Here is a 22,295-nt window from a genome sequence, read left to right as displayed (position 1 = left end):
GCAGGACGTCACGGCCCGGCTAGGCCGTGGCGACCCGGACCTGGCGCGGCAACCGGTAGGCGAGACCGCCGTAGACGGCCCAGGAGGCGGCGAAGCCCACGCCGAGGCAGAGGGTGCCGCCGGCGGCGTCCAGCCAGAAGTGGTTGGCGGTGGAGACGATGACGAGCAGGGTGACGACCGGGTAGAGCACCCCCAGCACCCGCACCCACGCCCGCCGCGCGAGCATGGCGACGGTGATGCCGCACCACAGCGACCAGCCGATGTGCATCGACGGCATGGCCGCGTACTGGTTGGAGACGTGCGCCAGGTCGCCCGAGGCCATCGACCCCCAGGTGTGGTGGATCTTCACGGTGTCGACGAAGCCGCCGCCCTCCATCAGCCGGGGCGGCGCCAGGGGGAAGAAGTAGTAGCCGAGCAGCGCGATGCCGGTCGTCACGAACAGGACGAGCCGGGTCGGCGCGTAACGGCCGGGATGCCTGCGGAAGAGCCAGACGAGCACCGTCAGGGTGACGACGAAGTGGAGGGTCGCGTAGTAATAGTTCATCCCGACGATGAGCCACGTTACGGAGTTCACGGCATGATTGAGCGCGTGCTCGAAGCCGAGCCCGAGGGACCGCTCCAGGTCCCAGACGTGGCTCGCGTTCCGCATGGCGTCGTCCTGCTGCTCGGGCACGGCGTTGCGCACCAGCGAGTAGATCCAGTAGCTGATGGCGATCAGCAGGATCTCGAACCACAGCCGGGGCCGGCGTGGTGCCAGTAGTCCGTTGCCCGTCGTCGCTCCATCGGGGTCACGGGAATCGATGGAGCGCGGTGGTACGCCGTCACTGCGGTGGGCCATGATCTTCGCGGTCGATTCCCCCATGGGGCGATAGTCTGCCATGCGGTCCGGTGCCGCCCGATCAACCCCCGGTGGGATTCTGTGCATCCCGCGTACGCCTCCCGGCCGACTGCTGTACGGGTACGGCTGCCCCGGCCTTGGGACCTGATGCCGTCGAACCGCGTACGACCAGTTCGGGCAGGAAGACGAACTCGCTGTGCGGGGCCGGGGTACCGCCGACCTCCTCCAGCAACGCGCGCACCGCGGCCTGGCCCATGGCCGTGACCGGCTGCCGGATGGTGGTCAGCGGCGGATCGGTGAAGGCGATCAGCGGGGAGTCGTCGAAGCCGACGACCGAGACGTCGCCGGGGACGGACAGCCCCTGCTGCCGTGCCGCGCGGACGGCGCCCAGCGCCATCATGTCGGAGGCGCACACCACGGCCGTGCAGCCCGCTTCGAGCAGGCCGGCGGCGGCCGCTTGACCACCCTCGAGGGTGAACAGCGAGTGCTGGATGCGCTCGGCCGCCTCGTCGGCGGGTATGCCGAGCACCTCCTCCATGCTGCGCAGGAAGCCCTCGATCTTGCGCCGCACGGGGACGAACCGCTTGGGCCCGACCGCGAGGCCGATCCGCTCGTGGCCGAGCGCCGCCAGGTGGGTGACGGCCAGACGCATGGCACCGCGGTCGTCGGGCGAGACGAACGGCGCCTTGATCTTGGCGGAGAAGCCGTTGATCAGGACGAACGGCACGCCCTGGCCGTGCAGCCGGTCGTAGCGCGCCACGTCGGCGGTGGAGTCGGCGTGCAGGCCGGAGACGAAGATGATCCCGGCGACGCCGCGCTCGACGAGCATCTCGACGAGTTCGTCCTCGGTCGAGCCGCCCGGCGTCTGGGTGGCCAGCACCGGCGTGTACCCCTGCCGGGTCAGGGCCTGCCCGATGACCTGCGCGAAGGCCGGGAAGATCGGGTTCTCCAGCTCGGGTGTGATCAGCCCGACCAGGCCCGCGCTGCGCTGGCGCAGCCGTACGGGCCGTTCGTACCCGAGCAGGTCGAGGGCGGCCAGCACGGACTGGCGGGTGGCGGCGGAGACACCTGGCTTGCCGTTGAGGACACGGCTGACCGTCGCTTCGCTCACCCCCGCCTGGGCTGCGATGTCGGCAAGCCTTGCGGTCACAGGATTGGACTGTACCGGTCGCATCTCAGATCGCCCACCAGATGCACGAATCAGCCGGAAGACGGACGGATCCGCCGGTGGGCGCCAGGGGCTCGGAGGAGAGCACCGGCCGCCCCGGAACGGGCAGTTGGACCGGCTCCGGAGTGACGTTGACGGTGCACACCAGGCCGGGGCGGGAGAACGCCAGCACCCCCTCGGGGGCGTCCAGCCAGCGCATCGGCCCGTCGCCGAGGCCCGGCAGCTCACGGCGCAGCCGCAGGGCCGAGCGGTACAGCTCCAGCGTGGAGCCGGGGTCGCCGGTCTGCGCCTGCACGCTGAGCCCGCCCCAGCCCGCGGGCTGCGGCAGCCAGCTGCCGGCCGGGCCGAAGCCGTGGCTGGGGCCGTCGGTGGTCCACGGGATGGGCACCCGGCAGCCGTCGCGCAGCCCGTCCTGGCCGTTGTCCCGGAAGAAGGAGGGGTCCTGGCGGACCTCGTCGGGTAGGTCGGTGACCTCGGGCAGGCCCAGTTCCTCGCCCTGGTAGACGTAGACCGAACCGGGCAGCGCCAGCATCAGCAGGGCCGCGGCGCGGGCCCGGCGCAACCCGGCCGTGCCGTCGCCGTAGCGGGTGACGTGCCGGACCACGTCGTGGTTGGAGAGCACCCAGGTGGTGGGGGCGCCCACGGAGACGGTGGCGGCGAGGGACTCCTCGATCACCGCGCGCATCGCGCCGGCCTCCCACGGGCACTGCAGGAAGTGGAAGTTGAAGGCCTGGTGCAGTTCGTCGGGGCGGACGTACAGCGCCATGCGCCCGGCGTTCGGCGCCCAGGCCTCGGCGACGCCGATGCGCTCGGCGGGCAGGCCCTCCGGCCGGGGCCCGCGGGAGTAGGAGTCGAGCAGCCGGCGCCAGGAGCGGTGGATCTCATGGACCCCGTCCTGGTCGAAGAAGGGCAGCACCTGGGAGCCGATCATCTTGACCTGCTCCTTGCGGCCGATGTCGGGCAGGCCGGCCGCCTTGACCATGCCGTGGGCGACGTCGACGCGGAAGCCGTCGACGCCCAGGTCGAGCCAGAAGCGCAGGACCGCGTCGAACTCCTCCCGGACCTCCGGGTGGTCCCAGTTGAGGTCGGGCTGCTCGGGGGCGAACAGGTGGAGGTACCAGTCGCCGTCCGCGACCCGCGTCCAGGCGGGACCGCCGAAGACCGACTCCCAGTCATTGGGCGGCAGTTGGCCGTGCTCGCCCCGGCCGGGGCGGAAGTGGTAGCGCTCGCGGGCCGGCCCCCCGCGCCGGTCCGTGAGCGCCGCCCGGAACCACGAGTGCCGGTCGGAGGTGTGGTTCGGGACGATGTCGACGATCACCCGCAGGCCCAGCTCGTGGGCGGTGCGGATGAGCGCGTCGGCGTCCGCGAGGGAGCCGAAGAGGGGGTCGACGCTGCGGTAGTCCGCCACGTCGTAGCCGCCGTCCGCCTGGGGGGAGGCGTAGAAGGGGGTCAGCCACACGGCGTCGGCGCCGAGTTCCGCCAGGTAGGGCAGCCGAGCCCGGATGCCGGGCAGGTCGCCCACGCCGTCGCCGTCGCCGTCGGCGAAGGAGCGTACGTACACCTGGTAGATGACAGCGCTGCGCCACCAGCCGGGAGCGCGCCCCTCGGGGGCGGCCGGGGCCGGGTCGGTCGCGTCGGTCGCGTCGTGGACGACGGGGGCGAGCTCTTGGGTCATGTCGGTCCCTCGGGAGTCGGCGCCGGTCCCTGCCGATGATTCCGATCCACCGCGTGATCGGCAATGCCTTTCAGGAATTTGCGGAAGATCGCGTAACGGCTTCCAGGACGGTGAGCGTCCCATGGCGCGTCTCCCGTCTGCAACTGTGAGGACACGCAGATGTATCGATCGGAAGATCTTGCAAGTTGCAGCAAGGTCTTTCGTCGGGCTTTCTTCCCTGTTACGTTCCTCGACAGCCCGGCGGCCGCAACGGCGCAGTCGGCAGGGGGGACGCGGTGACGCGCCCCGCACCATCACGGGCTTTCATCCTGGAGGAGATCACATGCGGCGTGGCATAGCGGCCACCGCGCTGGTTGCGGCGCTCGGGCTCGCGGCGACGGCTTGCGGCGGCGACGACGGCGGCAGTGACAAGGCCGGCGGTCCCGTCACCATCACCTGGTGGGACACCTCGAACGCGACGAACGAGGCACCGACCTACAAGGCCCTGATCGCGGACTTCGAGAAGGCGAACCCGAAGATCAAGGTCACGTACGTCAACGTGCCCTTCGACCAGGCGCAGAACAAGTTCCAGACCGCCGCCGGCAGCAAGGGCGCCCCGGACGTGGTCCGCGCCGAGGTCGGCTGGACCGCCTCCTGGGCGAAGTCCCAGTTCCTCGCGCCGCTGGACGGCACCCCCGCGCTGGCCGACCAGGCCGACATCAACCCGTCCCTGCTGAAGCAGGCGCAGTACGAGGGCAAGACCTACGGTGCGCCGATCGTCACCGACACCCTCGCGCTCATGTGGAACAAGGAGCTGCTGAAGAAGGCCGGCTTCGACAAGGCCCCCGCCACCTGGGACGAGCTGAAGGCGGTCGCCAAGGCCGTCAAGGCCAAGGACAAGGTCGACGGCTTCTGGCTCCGCGCCGACTCCTACTACGAGCTGCCCTTCCTCTTCGGCGAGGGCACCGACATGGTCGACGCCGCAGCGAAGAAGATCACGATCAACTCGCCCGAGGCCGTCAAGGCCGTCGACGTCAGCAAGTCCGTGCTCGCCGCCCCGGGCGTCCACAAGCTCGACGTGACCGCCGACGCCTACGCCCACATGCAGGACGCGTTCATCAACGGCAAGGTCGCCATGATCGTCCAGGGGCCCTGGGAGCTGACCAACATCTACAAGGGCGCGGCCTTCTCCGACAAGGCCAACCTGGGCATCTCCGCCGTCCCGGCCGGCTCGACCGGCAAGGCGGGCGCCCCGACCGGCGGTCACAACCTGGCCGTCTACGCCGGCTCCGACAAGGCCCACCAGGAAGCCGCGCAGAAGTTCGTCGGCTTCATGACCTCGGGCGAGACCCAGGCGCAGATCGCGCTGAAGAACGGCACCCTGCCGACCCGCACCTCCGCCTACACCGCCGAGGTCAAGGCCGCCCCGGGCGTCGCCGAGTTCCAGGACATCCTGGCCAACGTCGCCCGCCCGCGTCCGGAGCTCCCGGAGTACAGCTCGCTCTTCGCCGACTTCGGCACCAACCTGACCAGCATCCTGCAGGGCAAGACGGACACCCAGAAGGGCCTGGACCAGACCGCCGACTCCTACCGGAAGCTCGTCAAGGACTTCCAGTAAGGCAGCCGTGAGCCGTCCGGTCCGCCTCCCCGAGCGGGGGGCGGGCCGGACGGCCCGCCCGCGTCCGCAGGCATGGCCCCCGGCCGTGCGGCGCGGCCGTACCACCCTCTGCGAACCTCTCGAAAAGGTGCCGAAGATGACCGTCGCCGTCCAGGGCGGGACCGGGAAGACCCAGCGTGGCCAGGCGCCGCGCCCCGGTCCGTTCAGCCGCATCCGGCAGTCGTACAACCGCAACTGGTATGCCTGGGCCATGGTGGCGCCGGTGGTCGCCGTCATCGGCCTGCTGGTGCTGTACCCGCTGGTCCGCGGTGTCTACCTGTCGCTGACCGACGCCAACAGCCAGAACGTCGGCCGGACGATCGGCGTCAACGAGATCCCGGACTCCTTCTCCTGGGTCGGCCTCGACAACTACACGGAGATCCTCTCGGGGGGCGACCACCAGTTCTGGCCGCACTTCACCTGGACCATCCTGTGGACGGTCGTCTGCGTCGCCCTGCACTACGGCCTCGGCCTCGGCCTCGCCATGCTGCTGAACCGCAAGCTCCGCTGCCGCACCTTCTACCGGCTGGTCCTGATCCTGCCGTGGGCCGTCCCGACCTTCGTCACCGTCTTCTCCTGGCGGCTGATCCTCGCCGACGACGGCGGCATCCTGAACACGGTCCTGCACTCGCTGCACCTGCCGACGCCCGCCTGGCTGAGCGACTCCTTCTGGCAGAAGACCGCCGCCATCATGGTCAACACCTGGGTCGGCGTGCCCTTCATGATGGTCTCGCTCCTCGGCGGCCTGCAGTCGATCCCCTCCGAGCTGTACGAAGCGGCCGAGATGGACGGCGCCACCCCCTGGCAGCGGTTCCGCTACGTGACGCTCCCCGGCCTGCGCTCGGTGAGCAGCACGGTGATCCTGCTCGGCATCATCTGGACCTTCAACCAGTTCGTCGTCATCTTCCTGCTGTTCGGCGCGAACGCCGGGCAGGACGCCCAGATCCTGGTGACCTGGGCCTACCGCCTCGGCTTCGGACAGGACCCGCGCGACTACGCCGGCTCCGCCGCCTACGGCGTGATCATCCTGTCCATGCTCATCGTCTTCGCCTCCGTGTACCGGCGCTGGCTCGCCCGCTCCGAGAACCCGGCCGCCTGACGGCCGCCCCGGCCAGGACATCCGTCATGACGCAAGAGAGGGCAGCCACCCCCATGAGCACCACCGCAGACCTCCCCGCCGCGGGGGCCACCGAGGGCGCCGGCCCGGCCACCGCCCCCGCCCGCGCCGCCACGCGCCGGCGCACCGGCCGCGGCGAGCGCGGCCGGGGCGCCTCCGTGCTGATCCACGGCGTACTGATCACCGCGAGCTTCATCGCGGCGTTCCCCGTGCTGTGGATCGCCTGGGTCTCCTTCGGCCCGGACAAGACCGACTTCCTGCACCCGGCCGACATCGCTGGCAAGTTCAGCTTCGAGAACTACACCAAGGTCCTCGGCGACACGAACTTCCTGCAGTGGTTCCTGAACTCCATGATCGTCGCCCTCGGCACCTGCGTGCTGGGCGTGTTCATCGCCGCCAGCGCCGGCTACGCGGTCTCCCGGATGCGCTTCCCCGGCCACCGGCAGCTGATGTGGACCTTCCTGGTGACCCAGATGTTCCCGGTCGCCATCCTCATGGTGCCGCTCTACAACATCCTGGCCGACCTGGGCCTGCTGGACACGTACTGGGCGCTCATCCTGGTCTACTGCACCACCGCCGTGCCGTACTGCGCGTGGCTGCTCAAGGGCTACTTCGACACCATCCCGCAGGAGATCGACGAGGCCGGCCGGGTCGACGGCCTCTCCCCGTTCGGCACCTTCTACCGGCTGATCCTGCCGCTGGCCCGGCCGGGCCTGGCGGTGGCGGCCTTCTACGCCTTCCTCACCGCGTGGGGCGAGGTCGCCTACGCCTCGGTCTTCATGCTCGGCGAGGACAAGTACACCCTCGCCGTCGGCCTCACCACCTTCGTCAGCGAGCACGACAACCAGTGGGACCTGATGGCCGCCACCTCCGTGCTCATCGCCGTCCCCGCGTCGGCCTTCTTCTACGTCGTCCAGCGGCACCTGGTCACCGGCCTGACCGCCGGCGCGGCCAAGTCCTGACCGTACGAACCGGGGTGCCCGGCCCGCCGGCCGGGCACCGCGGCCTCGCCCTCTCGCCGCACGAGCAACCAATTTTCCAAGGGATCACCATGACCCAGTACCTGGCGGACTCCACCCGTCACCCCCACTCCTGTGACCAGGGCGCGGCCACCGCGGACTGGTGGAGAGAGGCGGTCATCTACCAGGTCTACCCCCGCAGCTTCGCCGACGGGAACGGCGACGGCATGGGCGACATCCCCGGCATCCGCGAGCGCCTGCCGTACCTGCGCGACCTGGGCGTCGACGCCGTCTGGCTGAGCCCCTTCTACGCCTCCCCGCAGGCCGACGGAGGCTACGACGTCGCCGACTACCGGGCCATCGACCCGATGTTCGGCACCCTCCACGACGCCGACGGCCTGATCCGCGACGCCCACCGGCTGGGGCTGCGGATCATCGTCGACCTCGTCCCCAACCACTCCTCCGACCAGCACGAGTGGTTCAAGCAGGCACTGCGCGAGGGCCCCGGCTCCCCGCTGCGGCAGCGCTACCACTTCCGCCCCGGCAAGGGCGGGAACGGCGAACTGCCGCCCAACGACTGGGAGTCCATCTTCGGCGGGCCGGCCTGGACCCGCGCCGCCGACGGCGAGTGGTTCCTGCACCTGTTCGCGCCCGAGCAGCCCGACTTCAACTGGGAGCACCCGGCCGTCCAGGACGAGTTCCGCTCGATCCTGCGCTTCTGGCTGGACATGGGCGTCGACGGCTTCCGCATCGACGTCGCGCACGGCCTGGTGAAGGCCGACGGCCTGCCCGACATCGGGGCCCACGAGCAGCTCAAGCTGCTTGGCAACGATGTCCTGCCCTTCTTCGACCAGGACGGCGTCCACGAGATCTACCGCTCCTGGCGGCGCATCCTCGACGAGTACCAGGGCCGGCGCATCGCCGTCGCCGAGGCCTGGACCCCCACCGTGGAGCGGACCGCCAACTACGTCCGCCACGACGAACTGCACCAGGCCTTCAACTTCCAGTACCTGGGCACCAAGTGGGACGCCGGCGAGCTGCGCGAGGTCATCGACCGCTCCCTGGACGCCATGCGCCCGGTCGCCGCGCCCACCACCTGGGTGCTGTCCAACCACGACGTCGTCCGCCACGCCACCCGGCTGTCCGCCGACCAGCGGACGTACGACCTGCGCCGGGCCCGCGCCGCCTCCCTGCTGATGCTGGCGCTGCCCGGCTCCGCGTACGTGTACCAGGGCGAGGAACTGGGCCTGCCCGAGGTCACCGACCTGCCCGACGAGGCCCGTCAGGACCCGGCGTTCTTCCGCGCCGCGGGCCAGGACGGCTTCCGCGACGGCTGCCGCGTCCCGATCCCGTGGACCACCGAAGGCCCCAGCCACGGCTTCGGCAGCGGCGGCAGCTGGCTGCCGCAGCCCGAGGGCTGGGCGGAGCTCAGCGTCGCCGCGCAGACCGGGGACCCGGCCTCCACCCTGGAGCTGTACCGCTCCGCCCTGCGCCTGCGCCGCGAGCGCGACGGCCTGGGCGCCGGCGAATCGGTCCAGTGGCAGGACGCCCCGCGGGGCGTGCTCTCCTTCCGCCGGCCCGGTTTCGCGTGCACCGTCAACACCACGGCCGCGCCGGTGACGCTGCCCGCGCCGGGCGCGCTGCTGCTGGCCAGTTCCCCCGTGGAGGTCACGGCGGACGGGGTCGTCGTCCCGGCCGACACGACCGTCTGGTGGGCCGTTTGACGTGCGTCGCGGTCGCATAGGGTCTGTAGGTGTGAACACCACGGCTCGACTCGCCGACATCGCGGCCCAGGCTGGGGTCAGCGAGGCCACCGCCAGCCGCGTGCTGAACGGGAAGGCGGGGGTCGCCCCCGCCACCCGGCAGAAGGTGCTGGCCGCACTGGACGTGCTCGGCTACGAGCGTCCGGTGCGGCTGCGCCAGCGCAGCGCCGGCCAGATCGGGCTGATCACCCCCGAGCTCAACAACCCGATCTTCCCGGCCTTCGCCCAGGTCATCGAGCAGAACCTGACCGGCTACGGCTACACGGCGGTGCTGTGCACCCAGCACCCCGGCGGCTCCACCGAGGACGAACTCGTGGAGGCGCTCGTGGAGCGCGGGGCGCGCGGCATCGTCTTCCTGTCCGGGCTGCACGCCGACATCACGGCCGACCCCGAGCGCTACGCCCGCCTCCTCGGCCAGGGCGTGCCCTATGTACTGGTCAACGGCTACAACCCGGCGATCGCCGGGCCGTACATCTCGCCGGACGAGCGCGCCTCGGCGCGCATCGCCGTCCAGCACCTGGTGGAGCTCGGCCACCAGCGGATCGGGCTGGCCGTCGGGCCCAACCGCTTCGTGCCCGTGCACCGCAAGGTCGAGGGCTTCGTCGAGGCGCTGGGCAGCCTGCTCGGGATCGGCGAGGCGGAGGCCGCGGCGTACGTCCAGCACACCCTGTTCTCCGTGGAGGGCGGTCACGCGGCCGCCGGGGCGCTGCTGGACAAGGGCTGCACCGGCATCGTCTGCGGCAGCGACCTGATGGCGCTGGGCGCGGTGCGCGCGGTGCGGGAGCGCGGGCTCGCCGTCCCCGGGGACGTCTCGGTCGTCGGCTACGACGACTCGCCGCTGATCGCCTTCACCGACCCGCCGCTGACCACGGTCCGGCAGCCGGTCGAGGCGATGGGGGCGGCGGCGGTGAACGCGCTGCTGGAGGAGATCGGCGGCAACCCCGTGCAGCGCTCGGAGTTCGTCTTCCAGACCGAACTGGTCGTGCGCGGTTCCACGGGTCAGGCGCCCGGCGCCGGCCGGCGTTCCTGACGGTTTATCGGGGCGTTCCGACGGCTCTGCGGACGGCGGCGCGGGTCCCCGTGATGTCGGGGCGGGCCCTGGACCTGCCCCGGGCGGGGCGCAGCGGGGTGGCTTCTGCGGTCCTGGGCCCGCCCCCGTCCTGGTGACGGCCGGTCCGGCCGGCCGGGCGCGTGGGACCCGCCGTCAGGGGCGGACCCCCGGCCGGCCGAACCGGGCCGAAGAGGAACGTAACAGCCGCTCAGGGCAGGACGGAAGGCCCCTGCAGAAAGTTTCTGCAAGATTCTGCAGGGGCCTTGCGGAAGGGCGTGATCGCAGGTGGGAGGCCACATGCGGGGCCGGGCGGGAGCCGCTCAGGGCGCGATGCCCACGCCGTCCAGACGGCTCCACGCACGTTCCTGGGCGGCGGACAGCGCCGGCCAGTGCCGGGCCCCCGGCCGCGGGTACACGCGGGAGGAGTAGGGGCGCGGGACGTACCGCGGCTCGAAGAAGCACCCGGTGCCGTAGACGGCGTCGAACGCCGGGCAGGAGGCCGCGACCGAGCCCGGTGTCGGCCGGTGGCCGGTCCGTACCCACGAGGCCAGGGAGCGCATCGCGGCGGCGTACTCCGAGGAGCTCAGCTCGCTGTGCTCGCTCTCCCGCGTGAAGTTCTGCACCAGCAGCCCCCCGCGGTGGGCGCCCTCCAGTGAGGCCCGGTAGGCCGCCTCGTGCTCCACGAACGCGGTCGGGTCGTCGATGGCGTGCACGGTGAGCACCGGGATCGACACCGCGCCGGTGACGTCGCTGTCGAAGGACAGGTCCCGCCGGGCCGCCGGGTCGGCGGCGAAGCGCTCCACGCCCGCGTTGAGCGCGGCGTCGTCGTGCGATCCGGTGTAGCGGACGGTGGTGTTGCCGAAGGGGTTCCGGTCGCCCAGCCGGTTGTGCACGATGTCGCGGAAGGTGAAGGTCGCGAACCGCAGGTGCGACTCCAGCGTCCGCTCCGGGAGTCCCGTCACGGCCAGGATGTCGTCGAGGTTGCGCTGCTGCAGGGCGGTGCGCTCCTGCGGCGGCGAGGAGTAGCCGGTGCACTCCTGCAGGCGGGCGCGGAGTCCGGTGGCCGTCATCGTCGAGTCGGCGCGCAGCCCCATCCACAGCGGGTACTGGGGCTCCGTGGGCCTCGGGTGGTTGCGGCAGTAGTACTGGTAGACCACGCGCAGGTCCACCCGGTAGTCGTAGCCCCGCGAGCCCCCGCCCAGGACGCCGCTGGTCAGCAGGGCGCCGTCGTACGGCGATCGGTGACCGGCCGCGTAGATCTCGGCGACCTTGGCCGCCACGTTCCCGCCCCAGGACTGGCCGTGGACGAAGGTCCGGCGCGGCGTGCCGAACTGCCGCACGAACAGCCGCCGCACGTTCTCGGTGTCCTCGGCCGCCATGCGCGTGCCGTAGCCGCCGCGGCGGTAGGAGGAACCCGCCCAGGCGTAGCCCTCCTTCACCATGACCGACCAGCGCGCCAGGTCCCCGAGGCTGCGCTCCGGGTCGGAGGTGTCGCCGAGGTCCGGGCCGCCGTGGGCGTGGACGACCAGGGAGCCGTTCCAGTCGTGCGGGACGGCCATGGCGTAGTGGGCGCCGTTCGCGTCCTGGCCGCGGAAGCAGGCGGCGTCCGCCGGCAGTTCCGCCGGGCAGTCGGCGGGGGCGGGCGCCGTCGCGGCGGCCGCGGCGGGCGGGGGGCCCGCGAGCCCGGTGGCGAGGAGGGCGGCGACACCCCCGGCCGCCAGGGCGATGCGGCGTCGTACGGTTCCGGAACCGGTGCGTCGTGGGGAATGCCCGGTGAACATGATCTCGTCCTCCCGTGGTCGTCCGGCGCGTCGTCGCGCGGGGCCCCGATGTTTCGGGACGCGGGTGGCGGGGGTCCAGAGCCGTGGCCATTGCGTTCATAGTGTTCGGTTATCCGCGGCCGCGGGGCGGCCTTCTGACGGTATGTCAGGCCCGTTGTGCGGCATTGGAAGCGGGTCCGTTGGAAATCCTTGCGACATCTTGCTGTAAGGCCGTCGTAAGAGGTACGGTCCCGGCACGGTCCGGCACCGCTGCCGGGCGAAGGCTCATGGCGCGTGGGCTCCCAGAGGTACAACCGTCCGCACACGGATTCCGCAAGGAGAACACCCCGTGGCCCAGCACACCGGGCTGCCCGCGTCCACGCGCCCACGCGCGCACAGACGCGGAGCCGCAGCCGTCGCGGTGGCGGCCCTCGCCGCCGCCCTCGCCGTCCCCGCCTCGGCGCCCACCGCGTCGGCGGCCGCCCCGCCCCCGCCGCCCTCCGACGCCGCGCTCGCCGCCCAGCCGGCACGTCACGACCTGACGCGGGAGCAGTTCTACTTCGTCCTGCCGGACCGTTTCGCCAACGGCGACGCGTCCAACGACAGGGGCGGCCTGACCGGCACCCGGCTCAGCACCGGCTACGACCCCGCCGACAAGGGCTTCTACCAGGGCGGCGACCTCAAGGGGCTGACCCGGCGCCTCGACTACATCAAGGGCCTCGGCACCACCGCGATATGGATGGCGCCGATCTTCAAGAACCGGCCCGTGCAGGGCACGGGGGAGGAGGCGTCGGCCGGCTACCACGGCTACTGGATCACCGACTTCACCCAGGTCGACCCGCACTTCGGCACCAACGCCGACCTCAAGGCGCTGATATCCAAGGCCCACGCCCAGGGCATGAAGGTCTTCTTCGACGTCATCACCAACCACACCGCCGACGTCGTCGACTACGACGAGAAGTCCTACGGCTACCTCTCCAAGGGCGCCTTCCCCTACCTGACGAAGGACGGCGTCCCCTTCGACGACAGCGACTACGCGAAGGCCGGCAGGGGCTTCCCCGCCGTCGACCGCGACTCCTTCCCCCGCACCCCCGTCGTCACCTCGGACGCCAAGGTCCCGGCCTGGCTCAACGACCCGACGATGTACCACAACCGGGGTGACTCCACCTTCGCCGGCGAGAGTTCCGACCAGGGCGACTTCTCCGGCCTCGACGACCTGTGGACCGAGCGCCCAGAGGTCGTGCAGGGCATGGAGGAGATCTACGAGAAGTGGGTCCGCGACTTCGCCGTCGACGGCTTCCGCATCGACACCGTCAAGCACGTCGACCTGCCGTTCTGGACCCAGTGGGCCACGGCCCTCGACGCCTACGCCGCCGAGCACGGCCGCGATGACTTCTTCATGTTCGGCGAGGTCTACTCCGCCGACACCGCGATCACCTCCCCCTACGTCACCCAGGGCCGCCTGGACGCGACGCTCGACTTCCCCTTCCAGGACGCCGCCCGCCAGTACGCCTCCCAGGGCGGCTCCGCGGCCCGGTTCGCCTCGGTCTTCGGCGACGACCACCGCTACACGACCGACAAGGCCAACGCGTACGAGCAGGTCACCTTCCTCGGCAACCACGACATGGGCCGCTTCGGCACGTTCCTGGAGCAGGACAACCCGAAGGCCGACGACGCCGAACTCGTGCGCAGGGACCGGCTCGCCAACGAGCTGATGTTCCTCTCCCGCGGCAACCCCGTCGTCTACTACGGCGACGAGCAGGGCTTCACCGGCGCGGGCGGCGACAAGGACGCCCGCCAGACGATGTTCGCCTCGAAGGTCGCCGACTACCTCGACGACGACCAGCTCGGCACCGACCGCACCCACGCGAGCGACGCCTACGACACCGGCGCCCCCCTCTACCGGGCGATCGCGCAGCTCTCCGCGCTCCGCAAGGCCCATCCGGCGCTCGCCGACGGTGTGCAGACCGAGCGCTACGCCGCGGACGGCGCCGGGATCTACGCCTTCTCGCGCACCGACGCCAAGACCCGCACCGAGTACGTCGTCGCCGTCAACAACGCGACGGAGGAGCGGACCGCGTCCCTTCCCACCGGCTCCGCGAACACCGCCTTCACCGCGCTCTACGGCACCGAGGGCTCCGTCCGCAGCGGGGCCGACACCAGGATCGCCGTCACCGTCCCGGCCCTGTCCGCCGTGGTCTGGAAGGCGACGAAGCCGCTCGGCGCCCCCGCCGCCAAGCCGTCCCTGACCCTGAAGGCCCCCGCGGCGGGCGCCACCGGCACCGTCGAGGTCTCCGCCGACGTCCAGGGCGGGCAGTTGAACCGGGTCGTCTTCGCCGCGCAGACCGGCAACGGGCCCTGGAAGGTGCTCGGCTCGGCGGACCACGCGCCGTACAAGGTCACCCAGACGGTCGGCGAGGACGTGACGCCCGGCACCGCGCTGCGGTACAAGGCGGTCGTGATCGATTCCGCCGGCCGTACCGCGAGCGCCACCGCCGCCACCACCAGCGGCACCCCGGTCCCGCCGCAGCCCCCGGTGGCGAGCAGCCGCGACTACGCGATCGTCCACTACAAGCGCGCCGACGGGAACTACGCCGACTGGCGCCTGTACGCCTGGGGCGACATCGCCGACGGCGAGGGCACCACGTGGCCCGCCGGGCACGACTTCATCGGCCGCGACGCCTACGGCGCCTTCGCCTATGTGAAGCTCAAGCCGGGCGCCTCAAGCGTCGGTTATCTCGTCATCGACAAGGACGGCAACAAGGACGTCGCCGCCGACCGCTTCATGGACGTCACCAAGACGGGCGAGATCTGGGTCGAGCAGGGCAAGGAGGCCGTCCTCACCGAGGCCCCGTCCGGCACCGAGCCCGGACAAGACCGCTCCAAGGCCGTCCTCCACTACCACCGGGCCGACGGGGACTACAGCGGCTGGGGCCTGCACACCTGGACCGGCGCCGCGAACCCCACCGACTGGACCGCCCCGCTGCAGCCGGTGCGCACCGACGCCTTCGGCGCCGTCTTCGAGGTGCCGCTCGCCGCGGGTGCCACGTCGCTCAGCTACATCATCCACAAGGGCGACACCAAGGACCTGCCCGCCGACCAGTCGCTCGACCTGACCGCCAGTGGACACGAGGTGTGGCTGCTGAACGGCACCGAGAAGTATCTGCTGCCCGCCACCGCGGGCTCGTCCGCGGACCTCGACCTTTCCTCGGCCAAGGCCCAGTGGATCGACGCCGGCACCGTCGCCTGGAAGACCGGCGACACCGCCGCGAGCCACCAGCTCGTCTACGCCCCCGGCGGCGGCCTGACGATCAAGGACGGCGGACTGGTCGCAGAAGGGGCCGAGGGCCACTGGCTCCGCCTGCAGCGCGTCGAGGGCGGCCTGACCGACGCGCAGAAGGCCCGCTTCCCGCACCTGAAGGACTACGCGGCCTTCACGATCGACCCCCGCGACCGCGACCGCGTCCGCGCCGCCCTCACCGGCCAGGTCGTCGCCACGCAACGACTGGCCACAGGGGCGCTGCTCTCCGCCACCGGCGTCCAGATCCAGGGCGTCCTCGACGACCTGTACGCGGCCAGGGCGACCAAGGCCGCCCTCGGCCCGGTCTTCACCCACGGCAGGCCCAGCCTGTCGGTGTGGGCCCCGACGGCCCAGTCCGTCGCCCTGGAACTGGACGGACGCACCGTCCCGATGCGGCGCGACGCCTCCACCGGCGTGTGGAGCGTGACCGGCGAGCGCAGCTGGACCGGCAAGCCGTACCGCTACGCCGTCACGGTCTGGGCGCCCGGCGTGCAGAAGGTCGTCACCAACAAGGTCACCGACCCCTACTCGGTCGCCCTGACCGCCGACTCGAAGCAGAGCCTGGTGGTCGACCTCGACGACCCGAAGCTCGCACCGGGCGGCTGGTCAGGACTGGCCAAGCCCAAGGCCGTGGGCCTGAACAACGCCCAGATCCAGGAACTCCACATCCGGGACTTCTCCGTTGAGGACACCTCCGTCCCCGCCGCGGATCGGGGCAAGTACACCGCCTTCACCGACACCGGCTCCGCGGGCATGACGCACCTGAAGGCACTGGCGAAGTCCGGGGTCTCCTACGTCCACCTGCTGCCCGCCTTCGACTTCGCCACCGTCGCGGAGAGGAGCGCCGACCAGGCCACGGTCGACTGCGACCTCGCCGCCCACCCGGCCGACTCCGACAAGCAGCAGGAGTGCGTGGCCGCGGTCGCCGCCAAGGACGCCTACAACTGGGGTTACGACCCCTTCCACTACACCGTCCCCGAGGGCTCCTACGCCACCGACCCGGACGGCACCCGGCGCACCGTCGAGTTCCGGCAGATGGTGCAGGGCCTCAACAAGGCCGGCCTGCGCGTCGTCATGGACGTGGTCTACAACCACACCGCGGCGAGCGGCCAGGACGACAAGTCCGTCCTCGACCGGATCGTGCCCGGCTACTACCAGCGCCTGCTGGACGACGGCACGGTCGCGAACTCCACCTGCTGCTCCAACACCGCGCCCGAGAACGCGATGATGGGCAAGCTCGTCGTCGACTCGATCGTCACCTGGGCCAAGGAGTACAAGGTCGACGGCTTCCGCTTCGACCTCATGGGCCACCACCCCAGGGCCAACATCCTCGCCGTCCGCAAGGCGCTGGACGCGCTGACCCCCGCCAAGGACGGCGTCGACGGCAGGAAGATCGTCCTCTACGGCGAGGGCTGGAACTTCGGCGAGGTCGCCGACGACGCCCGCTTTGAACAGGCCACCCAGAAGAACATGGCCGGCACCGGCGTCGCCACCTTCTCCGACCGCGCCCGCGACGCGGTCCGCGGCGGCGGCCCCTTCGACGCCGACCCCGGCGTCCAGGGCTTCGCCTCCGGCCTGTTCAACGAGCCCAACGGCTCCGCCGCCAACGGCAGTGCGGCCGAGCAGCGGGCCCGCCTGCTGCACTACCAGGACCTCATCAAGGTCGGCCTCACCGGCAACCTCAAGTCCTTCTCCTTCACCGACAGCGGCGGCAGGGCGGTCACCGGCGCCGAGGTCGACTACAACGGCTCGCCCGCCGGGTACGCGGACGCCCCCGGCGACGCGCTCGCCTACGTGGACGCCCACGACAACGAGTCCCTCTTCGACGCGCTCGCCTTCAAGCTGCCGAAGGACACCGCGCCCGCCGACCGGGCCCGCATGCAGGTCCTCGCCGAGGCCGTCCCCGCCCTCTCCCAGGGCCCCGCGCTCTACCAGGCGGGCTCGGACCTGCTGCGCTCCAAGTCCCTGGACCGCAACTCCTACGACTCTGGCGACTGGTTCAACGCCGTCCACTGGGACTGCGCCGCGGGCAACGGCTTCGGCCGCGGCCTGCCGCCCAGGGCGGACAACGAGTCCAAGTGGTCCTTCGCCAGGCCGCTGCTGACCGCGGACACGCTCCGGGTCGGCTGCGCCGAGATCACCGCGGCCTCGGCCGCCTACCGGGACCTGCTGCGGATCCGCTCCACCGAGCCGGCCTTCGGGCTGACCACGGCGGCCCAGGTCCAGGAGCAGTTGTCCTTCCCGCTCTCGGGCGAGGACGAGACCCCGGGCGTGATCACCCTGCGGGCCGGGCGGCTGGTCGTGGTCTTCAACGCGAGCCCGAAGGCCCAGGAGCAGCGGGTGGGCGCCCTCGCCGGGAAGGGCTACGCCCTCCACCCGGTGCAGGCCGGCGGCTCCGACGCCGTGGTGAAGCGCTCCTCCTACGACAGCGCCTCCGGCACCTTCACCGTGCCGGGCCGCACCGTGGCGGTGTTCGTCCGGCGGTAGCGACACGTTCCGTCACCGCCCGGCCGGTGACCCGCCTCCCGCGGGTCCCGGCCGGGCGGTGCTGCGTACGGGCGAAGCACGTGTCCATCCGGATGAATCGGCGGCGGGTCGGTTCCGGTGGGCGATCCGGCAGGGGTACGTATCCGCGCGGCTCCGGTGACGCACGGTGATCGCCGTCCCGGTCGGCCTCGTTCCCGTCGTCCCCTGGAGGACCCTTGAAGCGGCGCCAGCGAATATCGCTCTCCACCCTTCCCGCCCTGCTCGTCCTGCTCGTCGGCACCCTGCTGGGCACGGTCGGCTCGGCCCACGCCGAGGACTGGGGGCCGGGCGCACAGCACGCGGCTCCCCCCGCCCGCCCCGCCGCGGGGCACGGGCCCGGCCAGACGGCGGGCGCCCCCGGACGCGCTCCCGGTGGCCCGGAGAACCCCCGCATCTGCATCGGTGCCACCTTCACCGACCCCAAGTTCTTCTGCGGCGACCCCCGGCTCGGACCGCGGCAACTGCCCACCAAGGGCCTGCTCGGGGCGATGCTGACCGACTACCGGCGGCTCGACGGGCAGAACGCCAACGGCTTCCTGCGCACCTGGTTCGACTTCGCGACGAACAGCTACAAGTTCCCGCCCGGCGACGGCTTCCTGCCCGGCGGTCCCGTGTCGGTCATCAACCTGGCCGTGGGGCAGCGCATCGACCGCTTCGGCGGCGAGGGCGGGCGGTTCCTCGCCCCGGCCGGTTCGCCGTACTCCCAGCGTTCCATCGCACCGTCGAACCTCAACACCTTCGACCCGGGCTACCCCTTCAACTACCACCTGTACAAGGTCGTCAGGCCCTTCGCGGTGTCCGCGGGAGTCGTGGCGCCCTTCTACGGCCAGCCCGGCAACGGCCTGCAGTACGTGCTGCCGCTCGGTGACAGCGTGCTCAACCACGTCACCAACGGCGACCTCATCCGGCTGAACTGACGGGCCCGGCCATGGACCGGCGCGAGCTGTGCGACGCCCTCGCCTCCGCGGGGGTGCCCGGCGGGCTGTACGAGGTCCCCGGGTTCCACGAGTTCGACCTGAGGCCGCCGGACTTCACCTACCTCCGGCAGGAGGGCGAGGCGTGGGTGGTCGGCAACTTCGAACGCGGGGTGCACGACCCGTTCCGGCACTTCGACACGGAGGACGCGGCCTGCCGCTACCTCTACGACCGGCTCACCCACCCCGGGCCCGGGCCGGGCCCCGGGGCCGACGAGGAGATGGAGGCGGTCCTGCGCGACCGGGAGGAGATCCGGCGAGCGGCCCACGACACCTATGAACGGGCGCGGCGCCGGAACGAGTGATGCGGCGGCCCCTGCGGCCCGCCGACGCGGAGCGGCCCGTCCCGGCATTCCGGGACGGGCCGCCCGCCTGTCCGCGGCGCCGCTACAGCGCCTTCTCCAGCAGCGTCACCGCGTACGGGCTGCCCTTGCCGACCTGCTTGTGGGGCTGTTCGCCGACGACGGTGTAGCCCGCGCCCCGGTAGTACGCCCGCAGTCGCGGGTTGCCCGCCACGCAGTCCAGCCGCGCGTATGGGCGGCCCTCCGCGGCGATGCGGCGCTCCGCCCGGTCGAGCATGGCGCGGCCGGTGCCGCGCGGGGCGGTCGCCCGGTCCACCATGAGGCGGTGGACGTAGCCCGCGTCCGGCGGACGTACCCCCGAGGCGTGCTCGTCGGTCCACCACAGCTCCCAGGCGCCGACCACGCGCCCCTCGCGCTCGGTGAGCCAGACCTCGCCCGCCGTCATGCGGGCGCGGAAGTGCTCCTCGTCCATCTCGCCGGGCTTCCACTGGTCGATGCCGTGCTCCTGCATCCATCGGGCCGCCTCGTCCCGGAGGCGGACGAGGAGGGCGGCGTCGGCGGGCCGCGCGAGACGGAAGGAGAGGTCGTTCATGCCCCCATTGTCGGGGAACCGTCCGTGGGCCATCCCTCGGCCGGTCCCGCGAGGGCCGGACCGGCCGGGCGGCCTGTGCAGGTGAGCCCGAGCACGCCCGGCACGTGGAGCCAGGCGAAGGCCGAGGCCCCGTCCGTCGCGCCGGGGTGGTGATGACTGCCTGCAGTGAGAGGGCGCCGGCCGCGGCGTGGTCGCCCTCGCGCGCCGACAGGGAGCCGAGGCCGAAGGCGGGCGTCCACACTGCCGGCGCCCGTGGGTCGAGGTCGGCCACCGGCCGCGGCCGCCAGCCGCGCAGCGCACCGGACAGCAGGCACCGCGAGCGCGGCCGTCGCGAGGGCGCAGCCCGCCGGCGCCCCGCAGTAAGCCAGGGGCACCCCGGTCACGAGGCCGGCCGGCCCGTGCGTACAGGGTCCGCGCCCGGTGCGCCCTTTGCCGGGGAAGGGCGGGCTCGGCGCGGGGTTGTGGGTGCGGCGCCCGAGTCGGGCGCTGCCGCAGCCCGGTTGGGGCCGCCCTGTCGGGCGCTTCCGGGCGCCGGCGGCGGCCGGCGCCCGTGGAGCGGCCCGGTCGTGCCGGGCCGGGGTCGCGCCCGCGGGGCGGGGTCAGCGCAGGGTCGTGAGCGTGGTGCCCGAGTCGAGCGTCGCCGACAGTTCGGCGCGGGCGCCCTGTTCGGCCCGTACCGCCATGGTCGGGCCCTTCGAGGTGCCGGTCACGCCGCCCGTGGCCTTGATCCGCTTCACGTCACGGCTGCCCGCCGCCAGCAGGTACCAGTGCCCGCCCGTGGACTTCCACAGCGCCCCGGCCAGCACCCGCGGCACCGCCCGGCCGCAGGACCCGCCGTCCCGGCCGCTCTGGCCGACGGGCGCGCCCGGGGTGCCCGGATCGGACACCGGGGGCAGGAACAGCGCGAGGGCCCGGCCGTCCGTGCCGCGCCAGGTGTCGGCGCGGGCGCAGACCCACGACGCCTGCCCGTTGTCCTCCGGCAGCCGCTGCGTGGCGTACCGCCAGACGTTGACCGACCGGGTGCCCAGGCCGCTCATGGAGGACAGGTTGCAGGCCGTCCGGGCGACGTTCGCCAGCGCCGCGGGGCCGGTCGCCTCCAGCGGCGTGCCGTCCCCCGGCGGCTGGTACGTCAGGTGCGCCGGCACGAGGTCGCCGAGGTCGGTGAGGAGGAACGGCCGGTCCGGGCCGAGCCCGGCGGCGGCGCGGAACTGCAGCGCGGGCCAGGTGTCCCCGCACACCCCCGCACGGCTGTCCGCCCCCGGCATCCGCACCGGTTCGGTCACCCCGTCCGCCGTACGGTCCAGCTTCGCCGGGGCGCGCCCCGGGTCCCGCAGGTCGCGCGAGGCCGCCTCGGTGACCCAGGGGGCGGTCAGGAAACGGGTGTTGCCGTCCGTCCGGCCGAGGACCACGGCCGCCGTCGTCACGCCCGCGCCGTCCACCCGGGCGAAGTCCAGGGCCGCGGCGCCCCCGCCCTCGCGGGGCTCGGCGTAGCGCACCAGCCGCAGCCCGTCGTACATCAGCACCACGGTGGCGCCGTCCACGTCGCCGGCGTACAGCAACTGCGGCTGCTGCGCCGGCAGTCCCTCGGCGGTGCCCTGGGTGGCCGACACGCCGACCCGGGCGGAGGGCTGCGCCCACACCGCCATCGCCCGGCCCAGCAGGGCCCGGTCCCCGGCCCGCCTGCCGCGGGTGGGCCAGGCGGTGAAGTCCACCCGCGAGGCGCGGGTCCACGCGGTGCCGTCCACCCGCGTCAGCTTCGCCGGGTCCAGCAACCGCGCGGTCCCGTAGGCGCTCGGTGAACCGGATGCCGCGTACGGGTCCTGCCCGCCGGTCAGCACCGCGACCAGGGTCGCGGTCACGGCGACCGCGCCCGCCGCGATGAGGCCCACCCGTACGTGCTGCCGCCTGCGCAGCAGATCCGTCGGCCGGGCCTGCACCGTGCACGGGTCGAACCCGCTGCCGCACAGCAGCAGCCCCTCCGGCACCGCCTTGGCCGCCTTCAGCGCGCCCCGCGGATCGGCCACGCCGGAGGCCACCAGCAGCCGGCGCACCTCGCGGCCGTCCGCGTGCCGGGGCCGTTCCAGCTCCAGCAGCGCGTACGCCGCGCGCCCGGCCGCGTTCAGCCCGGACAGCGCCCGGTCCAGCTCCGCCTCGTCGGTCCCGGTCGCCTTGGTGTGCAGCCGCAGGCCCCAGACGTACGGCGCCGGGCCGCCCACCAGCGTCCTGCGCAGCCGGCCCCGCCAGCCCCGCTCGCGCCCGAACGCGAGTGCCGTGTCCAGCACTTCCTGCCGCACCAGGGCGTACGCCGGGTCCGTGGTGCCCCGCGGCCCGGGCACGTCCACCACGGTGGGGTCCGGTTCGCACGGCGAGCGCGGCAGCGCGCCCTGCGTCAGGGTGTGGGCGGTCAGCACCCTGCGGTGCCGGCCGAGGGACGGCGGCAGCGTCAGGTAGGCCAGCCGGACCAGGTGCGGGTAGTTCTCGACGAGTGCGGCCTCCGCCTCCTCGACGTCCACGATCACGGGTGCGCCGTGCCGGGGACGGGTGGCGGTCGCGTGCTGGGCGTTCACGTTCCGTTGAACGAGTGAATCCTGGGATGGTCACTCCGCCGCCCTTCGGCGCCACCGGGGCGGAGC

Annotated in this window: 14 protein-coding genes; 8 read left to right on the top strand and 6 right to left on the bottom strand. The window is 72.5% G+C overall.

What is annotated here, in order from left to right:
• Positions 1-19: 19 nt before the first annotated feature.
• From ACFZAU_RS24125 to ACFZAU_RS24115, 3 genes are read right to left on the bottom strand one after another with little or no spacing between them, the layout of a single operon-like run.
• Positions 20-862, bottom strand: a complete 843-nt coding sequence (locus ACFZAU_RS24125) for a phosphatase PAP2 family protein (RefSeq protein ID WP_499598224.1) — start codon at positions 860-862, stop codon at positions 20-22.
• Positions 863-899: 37 nt separating this feature from the next.
• Positions 900-1,988 carry a LacI family DNA-binding transcriptional regulator gene (locus tag ACFZAU_RS24120; RefSeq protein ID WP_499598221.1) on the bottom strand — a complete coding sequence of 363 codons (1,089 nt, stop codon included), beginning with the start codon at positions 1,986-1,988 and terminating at the stop codon, positions 900-902.
• Positions 1,989-2,013: 25 nt separating this feature from the next.
• On the bottom strand, positions 2,014-3,681 hold the full coding sequence (locus ACFZAU_RS24115; protein ID WP_500553883.1) for a glycoside hydrolase family 13 protein: 1,668 nt from the start codon (positions 3,679-3,681) through the stop codon (positions 2,014-2,016).
• Between the two features lie 322 nt (positions 3,682-4,003).
• On the opposite strand from ACFZAU_RS24115, the gene ACFZAU_RS24110 reads away from it, so the two are divergent.
• The 5 genes from ACFZAU_RS24110 (at position 4,004) to ACFZAU_RS24090 (ending at position 10,186) form a co-directional block, all read left to right on the top strand.
• The gene (locus ACFZAU_RS24110; RefSeq protein ID WP_500553882.1) at positions 4,004-5,278 is read left to right on the top strand and encodes an extracellular solute-binding protein; all 1,275 of its coding nucleotides are present in this window, start codon (positions 4,004-4,006) and stop codon (positions 5,276-5,278) included.
• A 136-nt stretch (positions 5,279-5,414) separates the two neighbouring features.
• Positions 5,415-6,416: a carbohydrate ABC transporter permease gene (locus ACFZAU_RS24105; RefSeq protein WP_500553881.1), complete on the top strand. Its 1,002-nt coding sequence runs from the start codon at positions 5,415-5,417 to the stop codon at positions 6,414-6,416.
• A gap of 53 nt (positions 6,417-6,469) precedes the next feature.
• Positions 6,470-7,396 (top strand): sugar ABC transporter permease, encoded by a 927-nt coding sequence (locus tag ACFZAU_RS24100; protein ID WP_500553880.1) that lies wholly within the window; start codon positions 6,470-6,472, stop codon positions 7,394-7,396.
• An 89-nt stretch (positions 7,397-7,485) separates the two neighbouring features.
• Positions 7,486-9,117 (top strand): glycoside hydrolase family 13 protein, encoded by a 1,632-nt coding sequence (locus ACFZAU_RS24095; protein ID WP_500553879.1) that lies wholly within the window; start codon positions 7,486-7,488, stop codon positions 9,115-9,117.
• Between the two features lie 31 nt (positions 9,118-9,148).
• On the top strand, positions 9,149-10,186 hold the full coding sequence (locus tag ACFZAU_RS24090) for a LacI family DNA-binding transcriptional regulator (protein WP_500553878.1): 1,038 nt from the start codon (positions 9,149-9,151) through the stop codon (positions 10,184-10,186).
• 341 nt (positions 10,187-10,527) lie between these two features.
• On the opposite strand, the gene ACFZAU_RS24085 is transcribed toward ACFZAU_RS24090, so the two are convergent.
• Positions 10,528-11,988: an alpha/beta fold hydrolase gene (locus ACFZAU_RS24085; protein WP_500553877.1), complete on the bottom strand. Its 1,461-nt coding sequence runs from the start codon at positions 11,986-11,988 to the stop codon at positions 10,528-10,530.
• Positions 11,989-12,316: 328 nt separating this feature from the next.
• On the opposite strand from ACFZAU_RS24085, the gene pulA reads away from it, so the two are divergent.
• The 3 genes from pulA to ACFZAU_RS24070 all read left to right on the top strand — a co-directional run bounded on the left by pulA (position 12,317) and on the right by ACFZAU_RS24070 (position 19,073).
• A complete protein-coding gene (gene pulA / locus ACFZAU_RS24080; protein WP_500553876.1) occupies positions 12,317-17,755 on the top strand; it encodes a pullulanase-type alpha-1,6-glucosidase in 5,439 nt (1,812 codons plus the stop codon).
• A 215-nt stretch (positions 17,756-17,970) separates the two neighbouring features.
• Positions 17,971-18,711 carry a TNT domain-containing protein gene (locus tag ACFZAU_RS24075; RefSeq protein WP_500553875.1) on the top strand — a complete coding sequence of 247 codons (741 nt, stop codon included), beginning with the start codon at positions 17,971-17,973 and terminating at the stop codon, positions 18,709-18,711.
• A gap of 11 nt (positions 18,712-18,722) precedes the next feature.
• Positions 18,723-19,073 carry a hypothetical protein gene (locus ACFZAU_RS24070; RefSeq protein WP_499598199.1) on the top strand — a complete coding sequence of 117 codons (351 nt, stop codon included), beginning with the start codon at positions 18,723-18,725 and terminating at the stop codon, positions 19,071-19,073.
• Between the two features lie 82 nt (positions 19,074-19,155).
• Here the strand turns inward: ACFZAU_RS24070 and ACFZAU_RS24065 are convergent, their stop codons facing one another.
• Positions 19,156-19,662: a GNAT family N-acetyltransferase gene (locus ACFZAU_RS24065; RefSeq protein WP_500553874.1), complete on the bottom strand. Its 507-nt coding sequence runs from the start codon at positions 19,660-19,662 to the stop codon at positions 19,156-19,158.
• Positions 19,663-20,261: 599 nt separating this feature from the next.
• Positions 20,262-22,229, bottom strand: a complete 1,968-nt coding sequence (locus tag ACFZAU_RS24060) for a hypothetical protein (RefSeq protein ID WP_500553873.1) — start codon at positions 22,227-22,229, stop codon at positions 20,262-20,264.
• Between the last annotated feature and the right edge of the window lie 66 nt (positions 22,230-22,295).

This window comes from Streptomyces sp. NPDC008238, from assembly GCF_042956445.1.
Classification (GTDB): Bacteria; Actinomycetota; Actinomycetes; order Streptomycetales; family Streptomycetaceae; genus Actinacidiphila.
The sequence above is the reverse complement of the archived record's forward strand: the minus strand, read 5'-3'. Positions and strand labels throughout refer to the sequence as shown.